Origin of the sequence: Enemella dayhoffiae (genome assembly GCF_002250625.1) — a bacterium.
GTDB lineage: Bacteria > Actinomycetota > Actinomycetes > Propionibacteriales > Propionibacteriaceae > Enemella > Enemella dayhoffiae.
In genome coordinates this window covers 39,751-58,088 of the sequence record NZ_NMVQ01000013.1, presented here as the reverse complement: position 1 = coordinate 58,088, position 18,338 = coordinate 39,751, and the positions used below count along the sequence as shown (strand labels likewise).

The 18,338-nt window shown below is 71.1% G+C and carries 18 protein-coding genes; 1 reads left to right on the top strand and 17 read right to left on the bottom strand.

Annotated elements, in window-relative coordinates; translation table 11 throughout:
- The first annotated feature begins 349 nt into the window (after nt 1-349).
- Complete coding sequence (locus CGZ93_RS10210) at nt 350-1,813, top strand: GuaB1 family IMP dehydrogenase-related protein (protein ID WP_094364035.1); 1,464 nt, start codon at nt 350-352, stop codon at nt 1,811-1,813.
- A 3-nt stretch (nt 1,814-1,816) separates the two neighbouring features.
- Here CGZ93_RS10210 and CGZ93_RS10205 read toward each other — a convergent pair whose 3' ends face one another.
- From CGZ93_RS10205 to CGZ93_RS10125, 17 genes are all read right to left on the bottom strand, one after another.
- Nucleotides 1,817-2,500 (bottom strand): ferritin-like domain-containing protein, encoded by a 684-nt coding sequence (locus tag CGZ93_RS10205; RefSeq protein ID WP_094364034.1) that lies wholly within the window; start codon nt 2,498-2,500, stop codon nt 1,817-1,819.
- Between the two features lie 70 nt (nt 2,501-2,570).
- Nucleotides 2,571-3,173: a nucleotidyltransferase family protein gene (locus tag CGZ93_RS10200; RefSeq protein WP_229117353.1), complete on the bottom strand. Its 603-nt coding sequence runs from the start codon at nt 3,171-3,173 to the stop codon at nt 2,571-2,573.
- A 78-nt stretch (nt 3,174-3,251) separates the two neighbouring features.
- A complete protein-coding gene (locus CGZ93_RS10195; protein ID WP_094364033.1) occupies nt 3,252-4,091 on the bottom strand; it encodes an SRPBCC family protein in 840 nt (279 codons plus the stop codon).
- A 4-nt stretch (nt 4,092-4,095) separates the two neighbouring features.
- Complete coding sequence (locus CGZ93_RS10190; RefSeq protein WP_094364032.1) at nt 4,096-4,944, bottom strand: FAD binding domain-containing protein; 849 nt, start codon at nt 4,942-4,944, stop codon at nt 4,096-4,098.
- The gene (locus CGZ93_RS10185; RefSeq protein WP_229117352.1) at nt 4,941-7,457 is read right to left on the bottom strand and encodes a xanthine dehydrogenase family protein molybdopterin-binding subunit; all 2,517 of its coding nucleotides are present in this window, start codon (nt 7,455-7,457) and stop codon (nt 4,941-4,943) included. Before CGZ93_RS10185 ends, CGZ93_RS10190 begins: the two co-directional genes overlap by 4 nt.
- Nucleotides 7,454-7,951, bottom strand: a complete 498-nt coding sequence (locus tag CGZ93_RS10180; protein WP_094364031.1) for a (2Fe-2S)-binding protein — start codon at nt 7,949-7,951, stop codon at nt 7,454-7,456. The genes CGZ93_RS10185 and CGZ93_RS10180 overlap by 4 nt, the downstream gene beginning before the upstream one ends.
- 58 nt (nt 7,952-8,009) lie before the next feature.
- Nucleotides 8,010-9,158: an XdhC family protein gene (locus CGZ93_RS10175; protein WP_094364030.1), complete on the bottom strand. Its 1,149-nt coding sequence runs from the start codon at nt 9,156-9,158 to the stop codon at nt 8,010-8,012.
- Nucleotides 9,151-10,290, bottom strand: coding sequence for a vWA domain-containing protein (locus CGZ93_RS10170; RefSeq protein ID WP_094364029.1), 1,140 nt, complete (start codon nt 10,288-10,290; stop codon nt 9,151-9,153). Before CGZ93_RS10170 ends, CGZ93_RS10175 begins: the two co-directional genes overlap by 8 nt.
- Complete coding sequence (locus CGZ93_RS10165) at nt 10,287-11,159, bottom strand: AAA family ATPase (protein WP_094364028.1); 873 nt, start codon at nt 11,157-11,159, stop codon at nt 10,287-10,289. Before CGZ93_RS10165 ends, CGZ93_RS10170 begins: the two co-directional genes overlap by 4 nt.
- A 293-nt stretch (nt 11,160-11,452) precedes the next feature.
- Complete coding sequence (locus CGZ93_RS10160; protein WP_094364027.1) at nt 11,453-12,142, bottom strand: MOSC domain-containing protein; 690 nt, start codon at nt 12,140-12,142, stop codon at nt 11,453-11,455.
- Nucleotides 12,143-12,152: 10 nt separating this feature from the next.
- Complete coding sequence (locus CGZ93_RS10155; RefSeq protein WP_094364026.1) at nt 12,153-12,566, bottom strand: cytochrome c oxidase subunit 4; 414 nt, start codon at nt 12,564-12,566, stop codon at nt 12,153-12,155.
- Nucleotides 12,563-14,350 (bottom strand): aa3-type cytochrome oxidase subunit I, encoded by a 1,788-nt coding sequence (ctaD, locus tag CGZ93_RS10150; RefSeq protein WP_094364025.1) that lies wholly within the window; start codon nt 14,348-14,350, stop codon nt 12,563-12,565. Before ctaD ends, CGZ93_RS10155 begins: the two co-directional genes overlap by 4 nt.
- Nucleotides 14,350-15,192, bottom strand: coding sequence for an aa3-type cytochrome oxidase subunit II (gene ctaC / locus CGZ93_RS10145; protein ID WP_229117351.1), 843 nt, complete (start codon nt 15,190-15,192; stop codon nt 14,350-14,352). Before ctaC ends, ctaD begins: the two co-directional genes overlap by 1 nt.
- 113 nt (nt 15,193-15,305) lie before the next feature.
- A complete protein-coding gene (locus CGZ93_RS10140; protein WP_094364024.1) occupies nt 15,306-16,022 on the bottom strand; it encodes a dihydrofolate reductase family protein in 717 nt (238 codons plus the stop codon).
- On the bottom strand, nt 16,004-16,624 hold the full coding sequence (locus tag CGZ93_RS10135) for a class III extradiol ring-cleavage dioxygenase family protein (RefSeq protein WP_094364023.1): 621 nt from the start codon (nt 16,622-16,624) through the stop codon (nt 16,004-16,006). The genes CGZ93_RS10140 and CGZ93_RS10135 overlap by 19 nt, the downstream gene beginning before the upstream one ends.
- Nucleotides 16,621-17,505 (bottom strand): dihydropteroate synthase, encoded by an 885-nt coding sequence (folP, locus tag CGZ93_RS10130; protein WP_324252446.1) that lies wholly within the window; start codon nt 17,503-17,505, stop codon nt 16,621-16,623. The genes CGZ93_RS10135 and folP overlap by 4 nt, the downstream gene beginning before the upstream one ends.
- Nucleotides 17,502-18,278 (bottom strand): enoyl-CoA hydratase/isomerase family protein, encoded by a 777-nt coding sequence (locus tag CGZ93_RS10125; RefSeq protein WP_094364022.1) that lies wholly within the window; start codon nt 18,276-18,278, stop codon nt 17,502-17,504. The genes folP and CGZ93_RS10125 overlap by 4 nt, the downstream gene beginning before the upstream one ends.
- Between the last annotated feature and the right edge of the window lie 60 nt (nt 18,279-18,338).

The window sequence follows — 18,338 nt, the reverse complement described above, 5'->3', positions numbered from 1 at the left end:
CGGGGACTGGGCGCGTCGCGCGCGAGGCGGCGTACCCGCCGCCGAGCGTCTGGCGACGCGCCCCCGCTCTGGAAGGACACCAAGGAGAACCCCGCGTCGCCCGTCTTCCCTCCGCAGAGTCGCCGCGGGGGTTCGACGACTGTCCTGAAGCGCGGGGATTGGGCGCGTCGCGCGCGAGGCGGCGTACCCGCCGCCGAGCGTCTGGCGACGCGCCCCCGCTCTGGAAGGACACCAAGGAGAACCCCGCGTCGCCCGTCTTCCCTCCGCAGAGTCGCCGCGGGGGTTCGACGACTGTCCTGAAGCGCGGGGATTGGGCGCGTCGCGCGCGAGGCGGCGTAAAATCAGTCCGGTGCGCTTTCTGAACCAGAACCAGCCGACCCACGACCTGACCTACAGCGACGTGTTCATGGTGCCGTCGCGCTCGTCGGTCGCGTCCCGGCTCGATGTGGACCTGACCTCGACCGACGGCCTCGGCACCCCGCTGCCGCTGGTGGTGGCGAACATGACCGCCATCTCCGGGCGGCGGATGGCCGAGACGATCGCCCGCCGCGGCGGGATCGCGATCATCCCCCAGGACATCCCGACCGACATCGTCGGCGAGGCGATCGACAAGGTGAAGCGCTCGCACACCGTGTTCGACACCCCGATCATGGTCACCCCGAACACCACCCTCGGCGAGGCGATGAGCCTGCTGCCCAAGCGCGCCCACGGGGCCGTACTGGTGGTCGACGGCGACCGGAAGAACGGGCCGTTGAAACCGCTCGGCGTGGTCACCCCGAGCGATGCGATCGACGAGGACCGGTTTGCCCAGGCCCACGAGGTGATGAGCGACTTCGTCACGGTCTCCCCCACCGCCAGCCCGCGGGAGATCTTCGACGAGCTCGCCGCCAACCACCAGGAGCTGGCCGTGGCGGTCGAGGACGGCCACCTGGTCGGGGTGATGACCCGCCGGGGCGCGCTGCGCTCGGCGCTCTATCAGCCGGCGGTGGACGCCGACGGCCGGTTGAAGATCGGTACCGCGGTCGGCATCAACGGTGACGTCGCGGGCAAGACCGAGGCACTGCTGCGCCACGGCGCCGATGTGCTGGTGGTGGACACCGCGCACGGGCACCAGGAGAAGATGATCGAGGCGCTCGCGGTGGTGCGCCGGGTGCGCGACGAGGTGGCACGGAAGGTACGCATCGTCGCCGGCAACGTGGTGACCGCCGACGGGGTGAAGGACCTGGCCGAGGCCGGGGCCGACGTGCTCAAGGTCGGCGTCGGACCGGGCGCGATGTGCACCACCCGGATGCAGACCGGCGTTGGCCGGCCGCAGTTCTCCGCGGTGCTGGAGTGCGCCGAGACCGCGCAGCAGCTCGATCGCTCGGTGTGGGCGGACGGCGGCGTACGCTATCCGCGCGATGTGGCGCTGGCGCTGGCCGCGGGGGCCGGGTCGGTGATGATCGGCTCCTGGTTCGCCGGGACCCACGAGTCGACCGGTGACCTCAAGGTGGACGCCCGGGGCCGGCAGTACAAGGAGTCCTTTGGGATGGCGTCGGCGCGCGCGGTGAAGATGCGGACCCGCGACCAGTCCGGTTTCGACCGGGCCCGGGCCGGGTTGTTCGAGGAGGGCATCTCGTCCTCGCGGATGTACTTGGATCCGGATCGCCCGGGTGTCGAGGATCTGGTCGACTTCATCGTCTCGGGGGTGCGTTCGAGCTGCACGTACGCCGGGGCGCGGTCGCTGCCCGAGTTCCGCGATCTGGCCACGGTCGGTATCCAGTCGGTCTCCGGTTATGAGGAGGGGCGCCCGCTCAGCGCCAGCTGGAGCTGACCCTCACCCCAGCGCGGTCGGGGCGACCGCGCGGAAGTCGGCCAGCACCGCGCGCAGAAAAAGCGCCCGGGAGCTGCCGAGTTGCCGGATCGCCGGTCCGTGGTCCAGCGCCACGACGGCCGCGGCCCCGGTGAGCAGGACCGCCCAACCCGCCCAGAGCGTACGCCGCAGTGCGGCCGGCCAGTGCCCGAAGCCCGCTCGCAGTCGCGCGCAGTGGAACGGCACGTGGCGGCGTTCGTCGGCCAGCAGCCGGCCTGCCACCTGGCGGGTGAGCGGGTCGTCGATACCGTCGCGGAGCAACCGGTAGTACTCCAGGGCGACCACCTCGGCCACCATCAGCACGAGCAGCTCCAGCCGCAGCCCGAGCAGGTGCCGCAGGCCGACGAAAATGGTGTCGCTCCAGTGCCGGGCCAGCAGGGGTTGATCGGCGGCTCGCAGCAGCTCGGCGAGCAGGCGGCCGTGCTCGTTCTCCTCGGCCACGAACAGCTCAACCGCCCGCGCGTACGCCGGGTCGCCGGCCGCGCGAGCGCTGGCGATCAGGGTGGCTCCGTCGCCGCTCTCCCCCACCTGGAAGCGTTGGATGCTGCGCACTATGGCGATCGGCAGTCGGGCGCCGAGTCGCCAGTCGGGTTCGGGCGGTGGCTGGGCCGCCTGGCGTTCCAGGTCGGCCAGGTGGGTGTCGGTCATGCGTCGAGCCTAGGAAGCGTCGGGTTCGGGCCGCAGCGGTCTGTGGTCTGCTTCGTGGCGGCCCGTCGGCCTAGGTTCGGCGGTCGACGTCGGCCCCGTCTCCGACGTCCCCGCACTCGATCAGGCGTACGCCCGGTCGGGCCAGCAGGTCGCGGGCGCCACGGTCACCGGTGGCGACGCGGGCGGCCTCGGCCCAGTGGTCGCGGCCGATCAGCACCGGGTGGCCGGGGTCTGAGTGGTACGCCGCCCGCGCCAGGACGCCCGGATCGGTGCCGGCCGCGAGGATGCGGGCCACCACCCCAGCCGTGACTCCGGGGGTGTCGACGAGGCCGACCAGCACGGCGGTGGCGTGGGGCGCGGTTTCGGGCAGGGCGGCCAGACCCGCCCGCAGCGAGGCGCCCATCCCCTGCTCCCAGTCGGCGGCGAACACCGGGATCGCCGTGTCGGGAAGGAGTTGCCGGACCTGGTCGGCCGCCGCACCGAGCACCACCAGCACCGGATCACAGCCGCCCTCGGCCAACACCGTGGCGGCGCGGTGTACCCACGGGGTGCCGTCGGCGTCGCTGACCAGCGCCTTGGGCTGGCCCATTCGGCGTCCGGCGCCGGCGGCCAGCAGCAGGCCCGCGGTGGTCATGGTCGAGGTCAGCTCCCGACGCTGGTCATGGAGTGCCACTCAACCGCGAATCGCACCGTTTTGAGGGGTGGTTCCGCCGTTGAGTGGCACGCAATGACCAAGAGGGGCGGAGCACCCTCACTTCCGGAACAGGTTGCGCAGCACCAGCAGCCCGAGGATCGCGATCAGCCCCTCGCGCCAGTAGTTCTTGACCAGGATCGGCAGCACCGTGGCACCCAGGTCGAGCGAGTCGTCCTGCTTGTCCTGCTGCTTCTGCCCCTGCTGTGACTCCTGCGCCCGGTCCGACGCCGCCCGTTTGGGCTGCTCCTCGTTCATCGGGATCGGCGAGTCCTCGCGGATCGAGCGCGCGGGCGGCGGCACCTGCTCGGCCTGCTCCGTGCCGGCCTCGCTCGGGGCGCCGGGATCGGACTCCCCCTTCGACTCGTCGCTGCGCTCCTCGCTCAGGGACCGTGAGGGGGCCGCTTCCTCGCCCGGGGAACGTGCGGAGTCCTCGCTCTCGGTGTCGGAGTCTTCGGCGGTGAGCTTCTGCTCCAGGCACTGCACGAACTGGCCGAGCAGCTTGTCGGAGACGTCCTGGATCATCCCGCGGCCGAACTGGGCGGGTTTGCCGGTGACGTTGAGGTCGGTGGTCACGTCGACATCGGTCCGGTCGGCGCCCGCCTCGCTCAGCTGGACGGTGACCGTGGCGCCGGCCGTGCCGTTGCCGCGCTTGTCCTTGCCCTTGGCGTTGACCACCAGCCGGTGCGCGGATTCGTCGCGCTCGGCGTACTCACCGGTGCCGGTGTAGACCAGCGCGATCGGGCCGAGCTTGATCTTGGCGGTGCCGGTGAACGAGTCCCCATCGACGCCGGTGACCTGCGCCCCGGGGAAGCACTCGGCCAGCCCCTGCGGATCGCCGAAGTGCTGCCAGGTCTCGGCGATCCCTGTGGGTACGGAAAAGTTGTGCTTCAGCTCCATCGGATCAGGCTCCGTCCTCGATACCGGCGGCCTTGAGCAGCGCTCGTCGGGTGAGCACCGTGGCCAAGTGTCGACGATAGTCGGCGTCGCCGTTCAGGTCCGAGGGCGGGTTGGTGCCCTCGGCCGCCCTGGCCGCGGCCCGGCGTACGCTCTCGTCGTCCACCCGCCCGCCGAGCGCCTGCTCCACCGCGCTGGCCCGGACCGGGGTGGAGCCCATGTTGGTCAGCGCCACGGCCGCCCCGTCAGCGCCGACGGTGGCTGCCACCGCGACGATCGGCCACTGGTGCGCCACCCGGACGAATTTCTCGTAGTGCGCCCCCCAGCCGGTGTGCTTGGGGATCCGGATCGCGGTCAACAGCTCGTCGTCACCGACCGCGGTCTCGAACAGGTCGACGAAGAATTCCTGAGCCGGCACCCGACGCTCCCCGCCCTGACCGGCGATCACCAGCTCGGCGTCCAGCGCGAGGATCGGCGCCCCGAGGTCCCCGGCCGGATCGGCGTGGGCGAGCGCCCCGCCGAGGGTGCCGCGGTGCCGGATCTGGGCGTCCGCCACCTCGACCGCCGCCTTGTGCAGCAGCAGCGCGTGCTCCTTCACCAGCGGGTCGGCGATCACGTCGTGGTGGGTGGTCAGCGCACCGATGACGATCGCGTCGCCCTCCTCCCGCACGCCGCGCAACTCATCGATGCGACCGATGTCGACCACCACCTCGGGGGCGTTCAGCCGCATCCGCAGCACCGGCAGGAGACTCTGCCCACCGGCCATCACCTTGGCGTCGTCACCGTGCTCGGCGAGCGCGGCCAGGGCCTCGACCACCGAGGTGGGCGCCACATAGTCGAAGGTTGCGGGGATCATGCCTGTACTCCTTCACCCTGGTCGTCGGCGCCGGCGGTGCGATCGGCGGTGCCCTGGTCACCGGTTGCCTGATCGAAGTGCGGGGCGGCCGCAGCCTCGGTCTGGTCCTTCCCACCGCCACCGGCCCCTCCTTGACCGGTGGCAGCACGCACCGCCTTCCAGACGCGTTCGGGCGTACACGGCATCTGGATGTCGTCGACGCCGAGGTGGCGTACCGCGTCGACGACGGCGTTGACCACCGCCGGGGTGGAGGCGATCGTGCCGGCCTCACCGACGCCCTTGGCGCCCAGCGAGTTGGTGGTGCACGGGCTGGTGGTGTGCTCGACGGTGAAGCTGATCGTGTCGGCCGAGGTGGGCAGCAGATAGTCCACGAAGGAGGCCGACACCAGCGTCCCGGACTCGTCGTGCACCGCCTCCTCCCACAGCGCCTGGGCGATGCCCTGCACCAGCCCGCCGTGCACCTGCCCCTCGGCGATCAGCGGGTTGATGATGATGCCGATGTCGTCGCAGCACACGTACTTTCGCATTCGCACCTGACCGGTCTCGGTGTCCACCTCGACCGCGCACAGGTGGGTTCCGTGCGGGAAGTTGAAGTTCACCGGGTCGAAGGTGGCGTCGGAGTCCAGGCTGGCCTCGACCCCGTCGGGCAGGTTGTGTGCGGCGAAGGTGGCCAGGGCGATCTCCGGCATGGAGACGCCCTTGTCGGTGCCCTTGACGCTGAACTTCCCGGCCGCGAACTCGAGGTCCTCGGCGTTCGCCTCCAGCAGGTGCGCCGCGATCGGACGCGCCTTCCCGATCACCTTGTCCGCGGCCTTGACCACCGCCTCGCCGCCGACCACCAGCGACCGGGAGCCGTAGGTGTCCAGACCCTTGTGCGCGATCTGGGTGTCGCCGTGCAGGATCTCGATGTCCTCGAACGGTACGCCGAGCCGGTCAGCGACGATCTGGGAGAACGCCGTCTCGTGGCCCTGGCCGTGGGCGCTGGCCCCGGTGACCACCTCGACCTTGCCGGTGGGCAGCATCCGGATCGAGGCGTGCTCCCAGCCGCCGGCGCCGTAGGACAGCGACCCGAGCACCCGCGACGGGGCGAGCCCGCACATCTCGGTGAAGGTGGACACCCCGATACCCAGCTGGACCGGGTCGTTCGACTCGCGGCGCCGCTGCTGCTCGGCGCGCAGCTCGTCGTAGCCGAAGGACTCCTTCGCCTTGGCCGTGGCGGCCTCGTAGTTGCCGGAGTCGTACTCCAGCCCGGCGACCGTGGTGAACGGGAACTCCTCGTGGGTGATCCAGTTGCGTTCCCGCACCACCAGCGGGTCCTCGCCGAGCTCGGCGGCCAGCTCGTCCATCATCCGCTCGATGCCGAAGGTGGCCTCCGGACGGCCGGCGCCGCGATAGGCGTCGGTCCAAGTCTTGTTGGTGAGCACCGTCTGGCAGTTGAACTGGTACGCCGGGAACTTGTAGATGGCGTTGAACATGAACGCGCCGAGCACCGGTACGCCGCCGCCGACCAGCGACACGTAGGAGCCGAGGTCGGCCAGCAGCTCGACCTTCATCCCGGTGACCCTGCCCTCCTTGGTGGCGGACAGGGTCAGCTTCTGCCACTGGTCGCGGCCGTGGTGGGCGGCCATCAGCGACTCGGAGCGGGTCTCGGTGTACTTGACCGGCTTCGCCAGGCGCCGGGCCAGCACCATCGCGATGAACTCCTCCGGCGTGGTCTGCAGCTTGCCGCCGAACCCGCCGCCGACATCGGGGGCGATGACCCGCACCTTGGACTCCGGTACGCCCAGCACCGCGGCCAGCAGGAAGCGCAGGATGTGCGGGATCTGGGTGGCCGACCACATGGTGATCTGCTCACCGGTCGGGTCGACGAGCACCGAGCGCGGTTCCATGAACGCCGGGATCAGCCGCTGCTGACGGTATTCCCGCTCGATCACGATGCCGCCGTCGCGGGCCTCGGCGATCGCCCGCTCGACGTCGCCGCCGGTGCCGGCCTCGGCCGAGTCGAACTTCCAGAACGCCGACTTGTTGGTGCCCAGGTCGGGGTGCGCGAGCACCTTGTCCGCGGCGGCCTCCTTGAGGTCCAGCGCCGCGGGCAGTTCCTCGTAGTCGACGTCGACCAGTTCCGCGGCGTCGCGGGCCTCGGCGGCGCTGCGGGCGATCACCACGGCGACGATCTCGCCGGCGAAGGTGACCCGGTCCACCGCGACCGGCGGGTGGGCCGGCGTCTTCTGGTCCGGGGCGATCGGCCAGGCGTTGGGCAGCGCACCCTGTTCGTCGGCGATGTCGGCGCCGGTGATCACCCCGATCACGTTCGGGGCGGCCTTGGCGTCCTCGGTGTTGATGTTGGTGATCTTCGCGTGCGCGAACGGGCTGCGCACCATGGCCAGGTGCAGCATGCCGCGGACCGTCAGGTTGTCGGTCCACTTGGTGCGTCCGGTGATCAGCCGCTCGTCCTCCTTGCGGCGCCGCTCCCGGCCGATCTCCTTGCTCTGCTGGTCGGTGTCGACGCTCACTTGGATCCCTCCCCCGCGGCGTGCAGCACCGCACGCACGATGTTGTGATAGCCCGTGCAGCGGCACAGGTTGCCTTCGAGCCCCAGGCGTACCTCTTCCTCGGTGGGATGGGGATTCTCGTTCAACAGGTCGACGCTCTGCATGATCATCCCCGGCGTGCAGAAGCCGCACTGCAGGCCGTGGCACTCCCGGAACGCCTCCTGCACCGGGTGCAGCGGGGGCGAGCTGCCGTCGCCGGCGCCGGCGCCGGCACTGTGGGCCAAGCCCTCGATGGTCACGACGTCGGCGCCATCGGCCTGGACCGCGAGCACGTTGCAGGACTTCACCGAGCGGCCGTTGAGATGGACGGTGCAGGCGCCGCAGTTGGAGGTGTCGCAGCCGATCACGGTGCCGGTCTTGCCGACTCTGTCGCGCAGGTACTGCACCAGCAGCAGCCTCGGTTCGACGTCGTCGGACACCTTGTCGCCGTCAACGGTGAGGGTGATCCTGGTCATGCGGCCTCCTGTTGGCACCTTTGCCGGGAACGTGATCCCGGTCACGTCTGCCACGACCCTACTGACCAGCGGCCTCGGACGGCAAGGGATCGTGGTGGATCCGACCGGTGCGCTGCCGCAGCGGGTCGCCGCTGCCGCCCCAGCGCTGGGCGATGATCTCGGCGGCGATCGACACGGCGGTCTCCTCGGGCGTACGCGCGCCCAGGTCGAGTCCGATCGGTGAGGCGAGCCGGTCGAGTTCGGCGTCGCCGAGTCCGGCCTCGCGGAGCCGGTTGAACCGGTCCTCGTGGGTACGCCGGGAGCCCATGGCGCCGATGTAGGCCACCTCCGGCAGCCGCAGCGCCACCTCCAACAGCGGGACGTCGAACTTGGGGTCGTGGGTGAGGACGCAGAGCACGGTGCGCGCGTCGATCCGGCCGGCCTCGGCCTCCTCGCGCAGGTAGCGGTGCGGCCAGCGCACGACCACCTCATCGGCCTCGGGGAAGCGACTGGCGGTGGCGAAGATCGGCCGTGCGTCGCACACGGTGACCCGATACCCGAGGAAGGTGCCGACCCGCGCCACCGCGGCGGCGAAGTCGATGGCGCCGAAGACCAGCATCCGCGGGGGCGGGGCGAACGCCCAGACGAACACGCGCATCCCCTCGCCGCGTCGCTCCCCGTCAATCCCGTACTGGAGGGTGGCATGGTGGCCGGTGGCGAGCAGACCGGAAGCGTCGTCGGCGATCGCGTCGGTGGCGCGCGCCGAGATCAGCGACCGATCCGGGGTGCCGTTCTCGTCGATGAGCATGCGCCGACCGAGCCACTGCGGGTCGGGGTGGGCGACCACGGTGGCGACGGCGATCGGCGTACCGGCCCGGATCGCCGCGGCGATCTCACCGAGCTCGGGGAAGGTGTCGCGGTTGACCCGCTCCACCCAGATGTCGAGGATGCCGCCGCAGGTCAGCCCGACGCCGAGGGCGATCTCGTCGGAGACACCGTAGCGCTGCAGGACCGGTCGCCCGTCGGCGATCACCTGTTCACCCAGCCCGTGCACGGCCCCCTCGACGCAGCCGCCGGAGACCGATCCCACGGCCTCCCCCGCCGGTCCGACGATCATCGACGCGCCCGGGGGCCGCGGGGCCGAGCGGAAGGTGGCGACGACGGTACCGAGCGCGACGGTCTCCCCCGCTTCCCACCACTCGAGCAGCTCGTTCAGCACCTCACGCATCGGCGACCACCTCCGCCAGCTCGGTGTACGCCGCCAGCGAGTGGCCGGCGACGAACGCATCCAGGTGAGGCAAGACTGCCACGATTCCGGCCTGCACGGGTTGGTAGCCGGTCCGGCCACGGTGCGGATTCGCCCAGATGACCCGGTACGCCAGCTGGCCGAGCTGGCGTACCTGCTCGGCCAGCAGGGTGCAGTCGCCGCGCTCCCACCCGTCGGAGACGATCACCACGACCGCCCCGCGGGCCAACCCACGCCGCCCCCATCGCTCGGTGAACGCCCGCAACGTCTCGCCGAGCCGGGTGCCACCGGAGAAATCGGGCACCGTCTGCGCCACCGCCCGCATCGCCTGCTCCACGTCACGGTGCTGCAACGCCCGGGTGAGCCGGGTCAGCCGGGTGCCGAGGGTGAACGCCTCGACCGGGTGCCGCCCGGATCCGGCGCCGGCCGCCTGGACGTAGCGGTGCGCCAGCCGGAGCAGCACCTCGGCGTACCCCTCCATCGAGCCGGAGACGTCGAGCAGCAGCACCACCGGTCGCGGCCGCCGGCCGCGGCGGCGGTGGCTGATCTGCGCCGGTTCTCCCCACTGCCGCAGCGAGGCGCGCAGCGTACGCCGGGCGTCGACCTGGCCCCGCGGGGCGCGGCTGTGCCGGGTGGCGCGGCGGGTCGGCAGGCGGATCGGCAGCTGCTCGAGCAGGGCGCCGAGCAGCCGGCGTTCGTCGGGGGTGAGTTCGCTGACGTCGCGCTGGCGCAGCACCTCGACCTGACTGGCGGCGGCGCGCACCGCGTCGGACTCGTCGCCGGCCGTCCCGCCGGGCGGGAAGTCGTCGAGGGCGAGGGTGCGCAACGGGACCGGCTCCCGGTCCGGCGGCATCATCCCCGGCGACTGGTCGCGGGCGGAGAACCAGCTCTCGAACACCTGGTCCAACCGGTGCAGGTCGTCGGGGTGGGCGCACAGGGTCGCCCGGGCCGCCGCCCGCACCGCCGCCGCATCGTCCAGACCGACCAGCGCGGTAGCGGCTAGAAACGCCTGGGCCCGGTCGGGACCCGCCGGTACGCCCGCGGCGCGGACCGCGGCGACGAACCCGAGCAGCACCTCATCGACCTGGTGCCGCACCCCGACCGGCTGGGTCATGGCGTGAGCAGCCGATCGAGGGCCTGACGGACCCGGTGCTGGTCCTCGCGATATTTCACCACCGCGCCCAGGCTGGCCGCGGCCCGGGCCAGGTCGAGCTCGGCGGCGCCGAGGCGGTGCAGGGCGCGGGCCCAGTCGATGGTTTCGGCCACCCCGGGTGGTTTCAGCAGTCCCTCGTCGGTCCGCAGCCGCTGCACCACGCCGACCACCTGCTCGGCCAGCCGCGCGGTGACCTCCGGGGCGCGGGTACGCAGGATGTCCAGTTCGGCGCCGAAGCTGGGGTGGTCGACCCAGTGATAGAGACAGCGCCGCTTGAGGGCGTCGTGCAGCTCGCGAGTGCGGTTGGAGGTGAGCACGGCCAACGGCGGGGTGTCGGCGGAGACGGTGCCGACCTCGGGGATGCTGACCTGCCAGGTGGACAGCACCTCCAGCAGGAACGCCTCGAACTCATCGTCGGCGCGGTCGATCTCGTCGATCAGCAGCACCGACGGCTGACGCAGCGCGGTCAGGATCGGCCGGGCGAGCAGGAACCGGTCGGCATAGAGCGACTGCTCGGCCGCGTCGGCGTCCACCGAACCGGCCGCCTCCAGTGCGCGCAGGTGCAGGATCTGGCGCGGGAAGTCCCAGTCGAACAGCGCCTGCGCCGCGTCGATCCCCTCATAGCACTGAAGCCGCACCAGCGGCAGTCCCAGCCCGGTCGCGAGTGCCTCGGCGAGCGCGGTCTTTCCCGTGCCGGGCTCGCCCTCGAGCAGCAGCGGTCGCTGCATCGCGGCGGACAGGAACACGCTCGTGGCCAACTCGGTTCCGGCCAGATAACCGGTCCTACCGAGCAGCTCACCGACTCGGTCCGGGGAACCCAGGGTCTCCATGGCCGCAGCCTACGGCGTCGTGTGGGCAGGCTGTGCCGCCGCCCGGCGGGGTCCGCGTGGACCCAGACCTGCACCAGTCCCCGATCACCGCCGACCACAACCGCGGGTGCCGGTGCCGCAGGTCGAGCACATCCCCGACCAGGCCCAACGCTGCCTGCGGTGACAGGGCCAATGCCGGGCCCAGCTCCAACGTGAGGAACTCCGGCACGCGGGAGTGCCGTCGGCACCCATCTGGATCAGCCGCTCCCCGTGCAGGGCCCCGGCGACGTCGGCCGGGGTAGACCCTCTGACACTCACCCGTTCAGCCGCACCTCGTCCCCGATCGCCAGCCGACCGGGCTCGGCGACGTCGGCGTACACCGCCAGGTTGGTGCCCCGTTCCTGCCCCAGCGGACGCAGCCAGCCGACCCCGGCAACCACCCCGTCCTGGTCCAGGTCGATCATCCGGCAGCGCGGGACCTGGCCGACCACCCGCAGCACGCTCGAGCCGATCTCGACCTGCCGGCCGACCCAGCCGTCCTCCACGAACGGTTCGTCGGTCTCGACCACGAGGTTCGCCCGGATCCGTCGCGGGTCCGGGCTGCCGCCCCAGCGCTCGGCGCACCAGGCCAGCGAGGCCGTCCCGACCAGGCTGAGCTGACCCGCGTCCTGATGGGGGACCGCGTCCTCGGCCCGGATCGAGACCGGTACGCCGAACGCTCCGCTCAGGCGTTCGGGCAGCGCGGGATCGGTGACCGGCCAGGACTCGTCGCCGTCGGCGCGGCCTACCCGAACCCCGTCGGAGCCGGTCGTGGCGGCGAAGTCGAACACCGCGTCGTGGCGGCGGAAGCGGCGGGTGTTCTTGCCCGAGGCGAGGTGTCCCTCGGCGTCCACCACCGCGAACCAGCGATCGCCGACCAGTCCCCGACCGTCGATCTCGACCTCGGCGAGCGACTCACCGCCCATCGATTTCACCGGATAGCGGTGGATCTCCAGCAGTCGCACCGGCCGCGGCTCAGTGCTGGTAGTCGCCGCGGTAGTACTGGTAGATCCAGCCGGCCAGGGCCAGGGCGCCGAATCCGACGCCGAGCACGGTCAACCACCAGCCGAAGACCGGACCGAGGAACACCAGGCCCGCGGTGACCGCGGCCCAGAACGGCCAGATGCTGCGCGGCGGGAAGAAGCCCATGTCGCCGGCGCCCTCGGTGACCTCCCCGTCGGCCCGGTCCTCGGGCCGCAGGTCCATCTTGCGGGCGGTGAAGTAGAGGTAGAAACCGATCTGGAAAACCATCAGCGCGGTCAGCGCCAGCGCGGCGATGCCGACCCACTCGATCCGGCCGCCGTCGACCCGACCGAAGAACCAGTAGGCGACGGTGCAGACGACGAAGAACAGGCCCAACGGCAGGTAGATCTTGTACTCGGTCCTCACCGCTTGAGCTTCCTCTCGTTGTCAGCGCCCTTCTCGAGCTCGGAGCCCGCCTGCTTCGCGATGCGCTGCCGCAGCAGCCCTGCCCGGCCGCGATCGTCGCTGGCGTCGATCAGGTTGTCGGCGCCGTTGTCGGCGTACTCCAACTCGGCCACCTCCGGGTGGTGCAGGTCGAAGGCCGGCGACTCGGAGCGGATCCGCGGCAGCGAGGTGAAGTTCTTCTTCGGCGGCGGGCAGGAGGTCGCCCATTCCAGCGAACGGCCCCAGCCCCACGGGTCGTCCACAGTCACGCTGGGCGACTTGCGGGTGATCCACATGTTCCAGAAGAACGGCAGGAAGGAGATGCCGAGCAGGAACGCTCCGACGGTGGAGATCTGGTTTAAGAGGGTGAACCCCTCATTCGGCAGATAGTCGGCGTACCGGCGCGGCATGCCCTCGATGCCCAGCCAGTGCTGCACCAGGAAGGTGGTGTGGAAGCCGACGAACAGCAGCCAGAAGTGCACCTTGCCGAGCGTCTCGTTCAGCATCTTGCCGGTCATCTTCGGCCACCAGAAATAGAACCCGGCGAACATCGCGAACACCACGGTGCCGAACAGCACATAGTGGAAGTGGGCGACCACGAAGTAGGTGTCGGACACCTGGAAGTCCATCGGCGGGGAGGCCAGGATGATGCCGGTCAGGCCGCCGAACAGGAAGGTGGTCAGGAAGCCGCACGCCCACAGCATCGGGGTGTCGAAACTCAACGAACCGCGCCACATCGTGCCGATCCAGTTGAAGAACTTCACACCGGTCGGGATGCCGATCAGCATCGTCATGAACGCGAAGAACGGCAGCGACACCGCGCCGGTGACGAACATGTGGTGGGCCCACACCGCCATCGACAGGGCCGCGATGACCAGGGTCGCGCCGACCAGGCCGACGTAGCCGAAGACCGGCTTGCGGCTGAACACCGGCAGGATCTCGGTGATGATGCCGAAGAACGGCAGCGCCAGCACGTACACCTCGGGGTGGCCGAAGAACCAGAACAGGTGCTGCCACAGGATCGGGCCGCCGTTGGCGGCGTCGAAGACGTGCGTGCCGAGTCGGCGGTCGGCCTCCAGCACCAGCAGGCCGGCGGCCAGCACCGGGAACACCATCAGCACCAGCAGCGAGGTGACCAGCGTGTTCCAGGTGAAGATCGGCATCCGGAACATGGTCATGCCCGGGGCGCGCAGCAGCATGATCGTGGTGATGAAGTTGACCGCGCCGAGGATCGAGGACAGACCGACCAGATAGAGGCCCATCAGCCACAGGTCGCCGCCGACGCCGGGGTTGTTCAGCTTGTTCGACAGCGGGGTGTACGCCGTCCAGCCGAAGGAGGCCGGCCCCTCGGGGGTGAGGAAGCTGGACATCACGATCAGCGAACCGACCACGTAGACCCAGTAGGAGAACGCGTTCAGCCGCGGGAAGGCGACGTCGGGGGCACCGATCTGCAGCGGCATCAGCACGTTCGCGAAGGCCGAGAACATCGGGGTCGCGAACATCAGCAGCATGATCGTGCCGTGCATGGTGAACATCTGGTTGAACGTCTCGAACTGCATGAACTGCATGCCCGGGAACGCCAGTTCGGCGCGGATCACCAGCGCCATCACACCGGCCAGCAGGAAGAACACGAAGCCGGTGACCATGTACATCTTGCCGAGCAGCTTGTGGTCGGTGGTGGTCAGCAGGTCCATCACCACCGCGCCGAGGCGGCGGTCACTGGGTGCTGCGCTGGTCGCGCCGGCAACCCTCTCGACGGTTGTCATCACTCACCCTCCTTCTTTGCTCGGGCCAACTGGTTGGCACCCTGGGAGCCGAGGTTTTCCCCGGTCTGGCCCCGGCTCTTCAGCTCGGCCATCTTGCGGTCGAACTCCGCGCGGGGCACCACGTGCAGGTTGAACAGCATCGCCGAGTGGTAGGTGCCGCACAGTTCGGCGCACTTGCCGGCGAACACCCCCTCCTTGTTGGGGGTCACCTGGAAGGTGTTGGTACGCCCGGGGATCACGTCCATCTTCATGTAGAACGACGGCACCCAGAAGGAGTGGATCACATCGGGGCTGTGCAGCTCGAAGGTGGTGGTCTCGTTGACCGGCAGGTAGAGGTCGGGGGTCTTCTCGATGGTGCCGGCGTCCCAGACCTGCTCGTTGGCATAGTTGAACGTCCACGACCACTTCTGCCCGACCACCTTGACGGTGTGCGTGCTCGGGGTCGGCTGGGCGCTGGCGAGCACCTTGTCCTGGGCCTGGACGGTGTAGAAGAACAGCACGCCGATGATCAGGAACGGGACCACCGTGTACATGATCTCCATCGGCAAGTTGTACCGGGTCTGGCGCGGCACCTCGTTGCTGTGCCGGCGGCGATAGCGGGCGAACGCCCAGAACATCAGACCCCAGACGATGGCACCGACCACCAGGCAGGCGATCCAGGAACCCACCCACAGGTTGCCGATGTGCGGCGCCTGCTCGGTGGTCGGGTCCGGCAGCCCAAACAGGTGTCCACGGCCCGGCCCGGTGGCCGAACAGCCGCTCAGGCCGGCGACGGTCAGGCCGAGCAGTCCCGCTCCGACCAGCCGCTTACGGCGCCGAGGATTCGCCCTCAACAGACTCACGTCACGCCCTTCCTGGGGTTGTCCACCCGGTACCTCGTCGGCCCCTCGGGGGGATGGGGCCAGACGTGTGCCACAGTATCGCACTTCCCTGACGTTGCTGACCCGTCGGACGCTCAGTGGCCAGTCCGTGACGCAGCCGTGACCCGGACCGCCCAGCGCCCGAGCAGCGAGCCCTCCGACTCCAGCAGCAGCAGCGGTCGCAGCCGCGGGTCACCCACCGGTCCGTCCATCAGGCGTACGCCCTCACCGACCAGTCGGGGCGCCACGGTCAGGCACAGCTCGTCGACCAGCCCGGCGGCCAGCCAGTGGGCGAGCAGCGAGGGGCCGCCCTCGTGCAGGATCCGCCGCCGGCCGGCGGCCAGCAGCCGGTCCCGAAGCGGCTGCGGCGGGACGGTCGGGGTGTCGAACCGCCAGACCTGCTCGGCACCCAGCACCCGTTCGGCGTGGCTGGTGTCGGCGTCGGAGCCGGCCGCGAGCACCACCCGGCCGGGCCGGTCGACGGCCTCGGCGGCCAGCCGCTCCGGCAGTTCCCCGCGGCGGCTGACCAGCACCAGCAGCTGTCCTTCGGCCGGCAGACCGTACGCCTCGGTGCGGGCGGTCCCGGCGCCGACCACGATCGCCTCGGCCAGGCTGCGGTTGAGCCGATAGACGGTGCGATCGGCGGCACCACCCAATGATCCGCTGCGCCCGTCGGATCCGGCGACGACCCCGTCGAGGGTGGTCAGCATCGAAGCGCGCACTCCCTCGGTCCAGGCGTACGCCTCGGCGAGGGCCCGGTCGTCAAGCAGCTCGGGCAGCCCGTCGGGGCCGATCAGTCGGCGCACGTCCACCGCGCCAGGTGATAGCCGACCCCGAACGGGTCGTCGAAGCCGACCCGGTCGGCCCGCCAGCGCTGCCCCGCCAGCACCGCGCCGGCCACCTGCCAGGGCGCCCGGCCGGCCACCATCAGCTCGGCGCACAGTGCGGTGTCGAGGGCGCGCAGCCCGGCCGGGTCGGCGGCGGCCAGCACCTCACCGATGGCCCCGTCCAAGGGGGCGGCCCGCTCGTCCAGGTGCCCCGGTGCCTTCAGCCCGCGCCGGGCCGAGCCGTCACCGAGCACCAGCAGCACCGATGCGTCCGTGGTGGCCGCCCGCACCCGCTCGGCCGCCGCCTCGACGGTCGCCGTGTCGGCGTTCTCGGCCACGGCGAGCACCGCGGCCGGTTCGCGTCCGACCCGGGCCAGGAGCTCCCGGGCGACCCGCTCCCCCAGCGGCGTACGCCGGGTCGACGGCCACTCCGGGGCGTCGGTGAGCACCACCACCCGGGCCGCCGGGTCGAGGCCGTCCAGCAGCGCGAGCGCGGCTCGGCGTACCCCCGCGCCGGGGTCGGCCAGGGAGGCGTACTCGGCCAGCAGCAGCGGCGGGTGCGGCCAGAACAGCACGTGCTCGATCACGACACCCCCCGCACGGCCCGGGCCAGCGGCCGCTCGCCCGCGATCACCGACACCATGTCCAGCACCTGCCGGGTCTCGGCCACCTCGTGCACGCGGTAGACGTGGGCGCCGTGCCAGGCCGAGATGGCGGTGGTGGCCAGGGTGCCGATGAGCCGCTCGTTCACCGGGCGGTCCAGCGACTCCCCGACGAAGTCCTTGTTGGACAGCGACACCAGCACCGGCCAGCCGGTGCCGACCAGTTCGTCGAGGCGCCGGGTCAGCTCGACCGAGTGGAACGAGTTCTTGCCGAAGTCGTGCGCCGGGTCGATCAGCAGCCGCTGCCGGTCCACCCCGAGGGCCACCGCCCGTTCGGCCTGGCCGACCGTCGACTCCACCGCGGCGGCGACCACGTCGTCATATTCGATCCGGTGCGGCCGGGTCCTCGGGGTGACCGAGTTGGTGTGGGTGCACACCATCGCCACGTCATGTTCGGCGGCCACCTCCGCGAGCGCCGGATCGGCCCCACCCCAGGCGTCGTTCAGCAGGTCGGCCCCCGCGGCGCACACCCGGCGGCCGACCTCGGCCCGCCACGTGTCGACGCTGATCACCAGGTCCGGGTAGGCCGAGCGCACGCGGGCGACGAAGTCGACCACCCGGCGCGACTCCTCCTCGACGTCGATCTCGGCGCCGGGGGCGGCCTTGATCCCGCCGATGTCGACCAGGTCGGCGCCCTGGTCGACCACCTGCGCGACCCGGTCGAAGGCGGCGTCGGCGGCCCAGGTGGCACCCTTGTCATAGAACGAGTCGGGGGTGCGGTTGATGATCGCCATCACCAACCGCGCAGAACGGTGATAGGAGTGACGCCCCAGCTTGAACAGCACCTCCGCGGGGGGCTCGCTCACGCGTCGCCGCCGAACTTCGCGGGCCGCTTGCCGAGGAACGCGTCGATCCCCTCAACCGCGTCGGGGGTGCCGGCGGCGCTCGTCATCGCCCGCGCCTCGGCGGCGAGTCGTGCCTCGACGTCGTCACCGGCCGCGGCGCGAATCAGGTGCTTGGCGGCGGCCTGGGCGGTGGCCGATCCGGCGGCCAGTCCAGCGACCAGTTCGCGCACTTTCGCGTCCAGCTCGTCGGCCGGGAACACCCGGGCGACCAGGCCTGCGGCGTACGCCTCCTCCGCGCCGACCAGGTCGTTCAGCAGGGCCAGCCGCAGGGTGCGGTGCAACCCGAGGGTGCGGGTGAGCAGGCCGGTGCCGCCGTCGCCGGCCAGCCCGACCTTGGTGTAGCCGAGGGTGAACTTCGCCCTGTCGGAGGCGAGCACCAGGTCACCGGCGGCGGCCAGCGGGAAGCCGATCCCGGCGGCCGGCCCCTGCACCACGGTGACCACGACGGCGTCGTTGCGCTGCAGGCCGGCGATGACGCGGTGGATGGCGGTGGCCAGGTCGTCCATGTGGGCGGGCATGTCCTCGGCCTGGGCGAAGCCGGCCAGGTCGCCGCCGACGGAGAAGAAGCGGCCGGTGCTGCGCAGCACGATCACCCGGGCGCCGTCTCGTTCGGCCCGGCGTACCGCGGCCGCCAGCTCGGCGGTGGACTCGAAGGTGATCGCGTTGCCGGCGTCGGGGTTGTCCAGGGTCAGCCAGGCCGCCCCGTCGGCGTACTCGTAGTCCACCAGTGCCATCGCCTGCTCCTTCGCCAGCCCGCGTCGTCCTCGCCGGTCAGCCTGCCACAGCCCCCGCGC

Coding starts and splice junctions, on each gene's coding strand:
- CGZ93_RS10170 (WP_094364029.1), bottom strand. CDS start 10,290: ATGACCCAGCCGGTCGGGGTGCGGCACCAGGTCGATGAGGTGCTGCTC.
- CGZ93_RS10180 (WP_094364031.1), bottom strand. CDS start 7,951: ATGACCAGGATCACCCTCACCGTTGACGGCGACAAGGTGTCCGACGAC.
- CGZ93_RS10205 (WP_094364034.1), bottom strand. CDS start 2,500: ATGACCGACACCCACCTGGCCGACCTGGAACGCCAGGCGGCCCAGCCA.
- CGZ93_RS10190 (WP_094364032.1), bottom strand. CDS start 4,944: ATGATCCCCGCAACCTTCGACTATGTGGCGCCCACCTCGGTGGTCGAG.
- CGZ93_RS10165 (WP_094364028.1), bottom strand. CDS start 11,159: ATGGAGACCCTGGGTTCCCCGGACCGAGTCGGTGAGCTGCTCGGTAGG.
- CGZ93_RS10175 (WP_094364030.1), bottom strand. CDS start 9,158: ATGCGTGAGGTGCTGAACGAGCTGCTCGAGTGGTGGGAAGCGGGGGAG.
- ctaD (WP_094364025.1), bottom strand. CDS start 14,350: ATGACAACCGTCGAGAGGGTTGCCGGCGCGACCAGCGCAGCACCCAGT.
- CGZ93_RS10195 (WP_094364033.1), bottom strand. CDS start 4,091: ATGGAGCTGAAGCACAACTTTTCCGTACCCACAGGGATCGCCGAGACC.
- CGZ93_RS10125 (WP_094364022.1), bottom strand. CDS start 18,278: ATGGCACTGGTGGACTACGAGTACGCCGACGGGGCGGCCTGGCTGACC.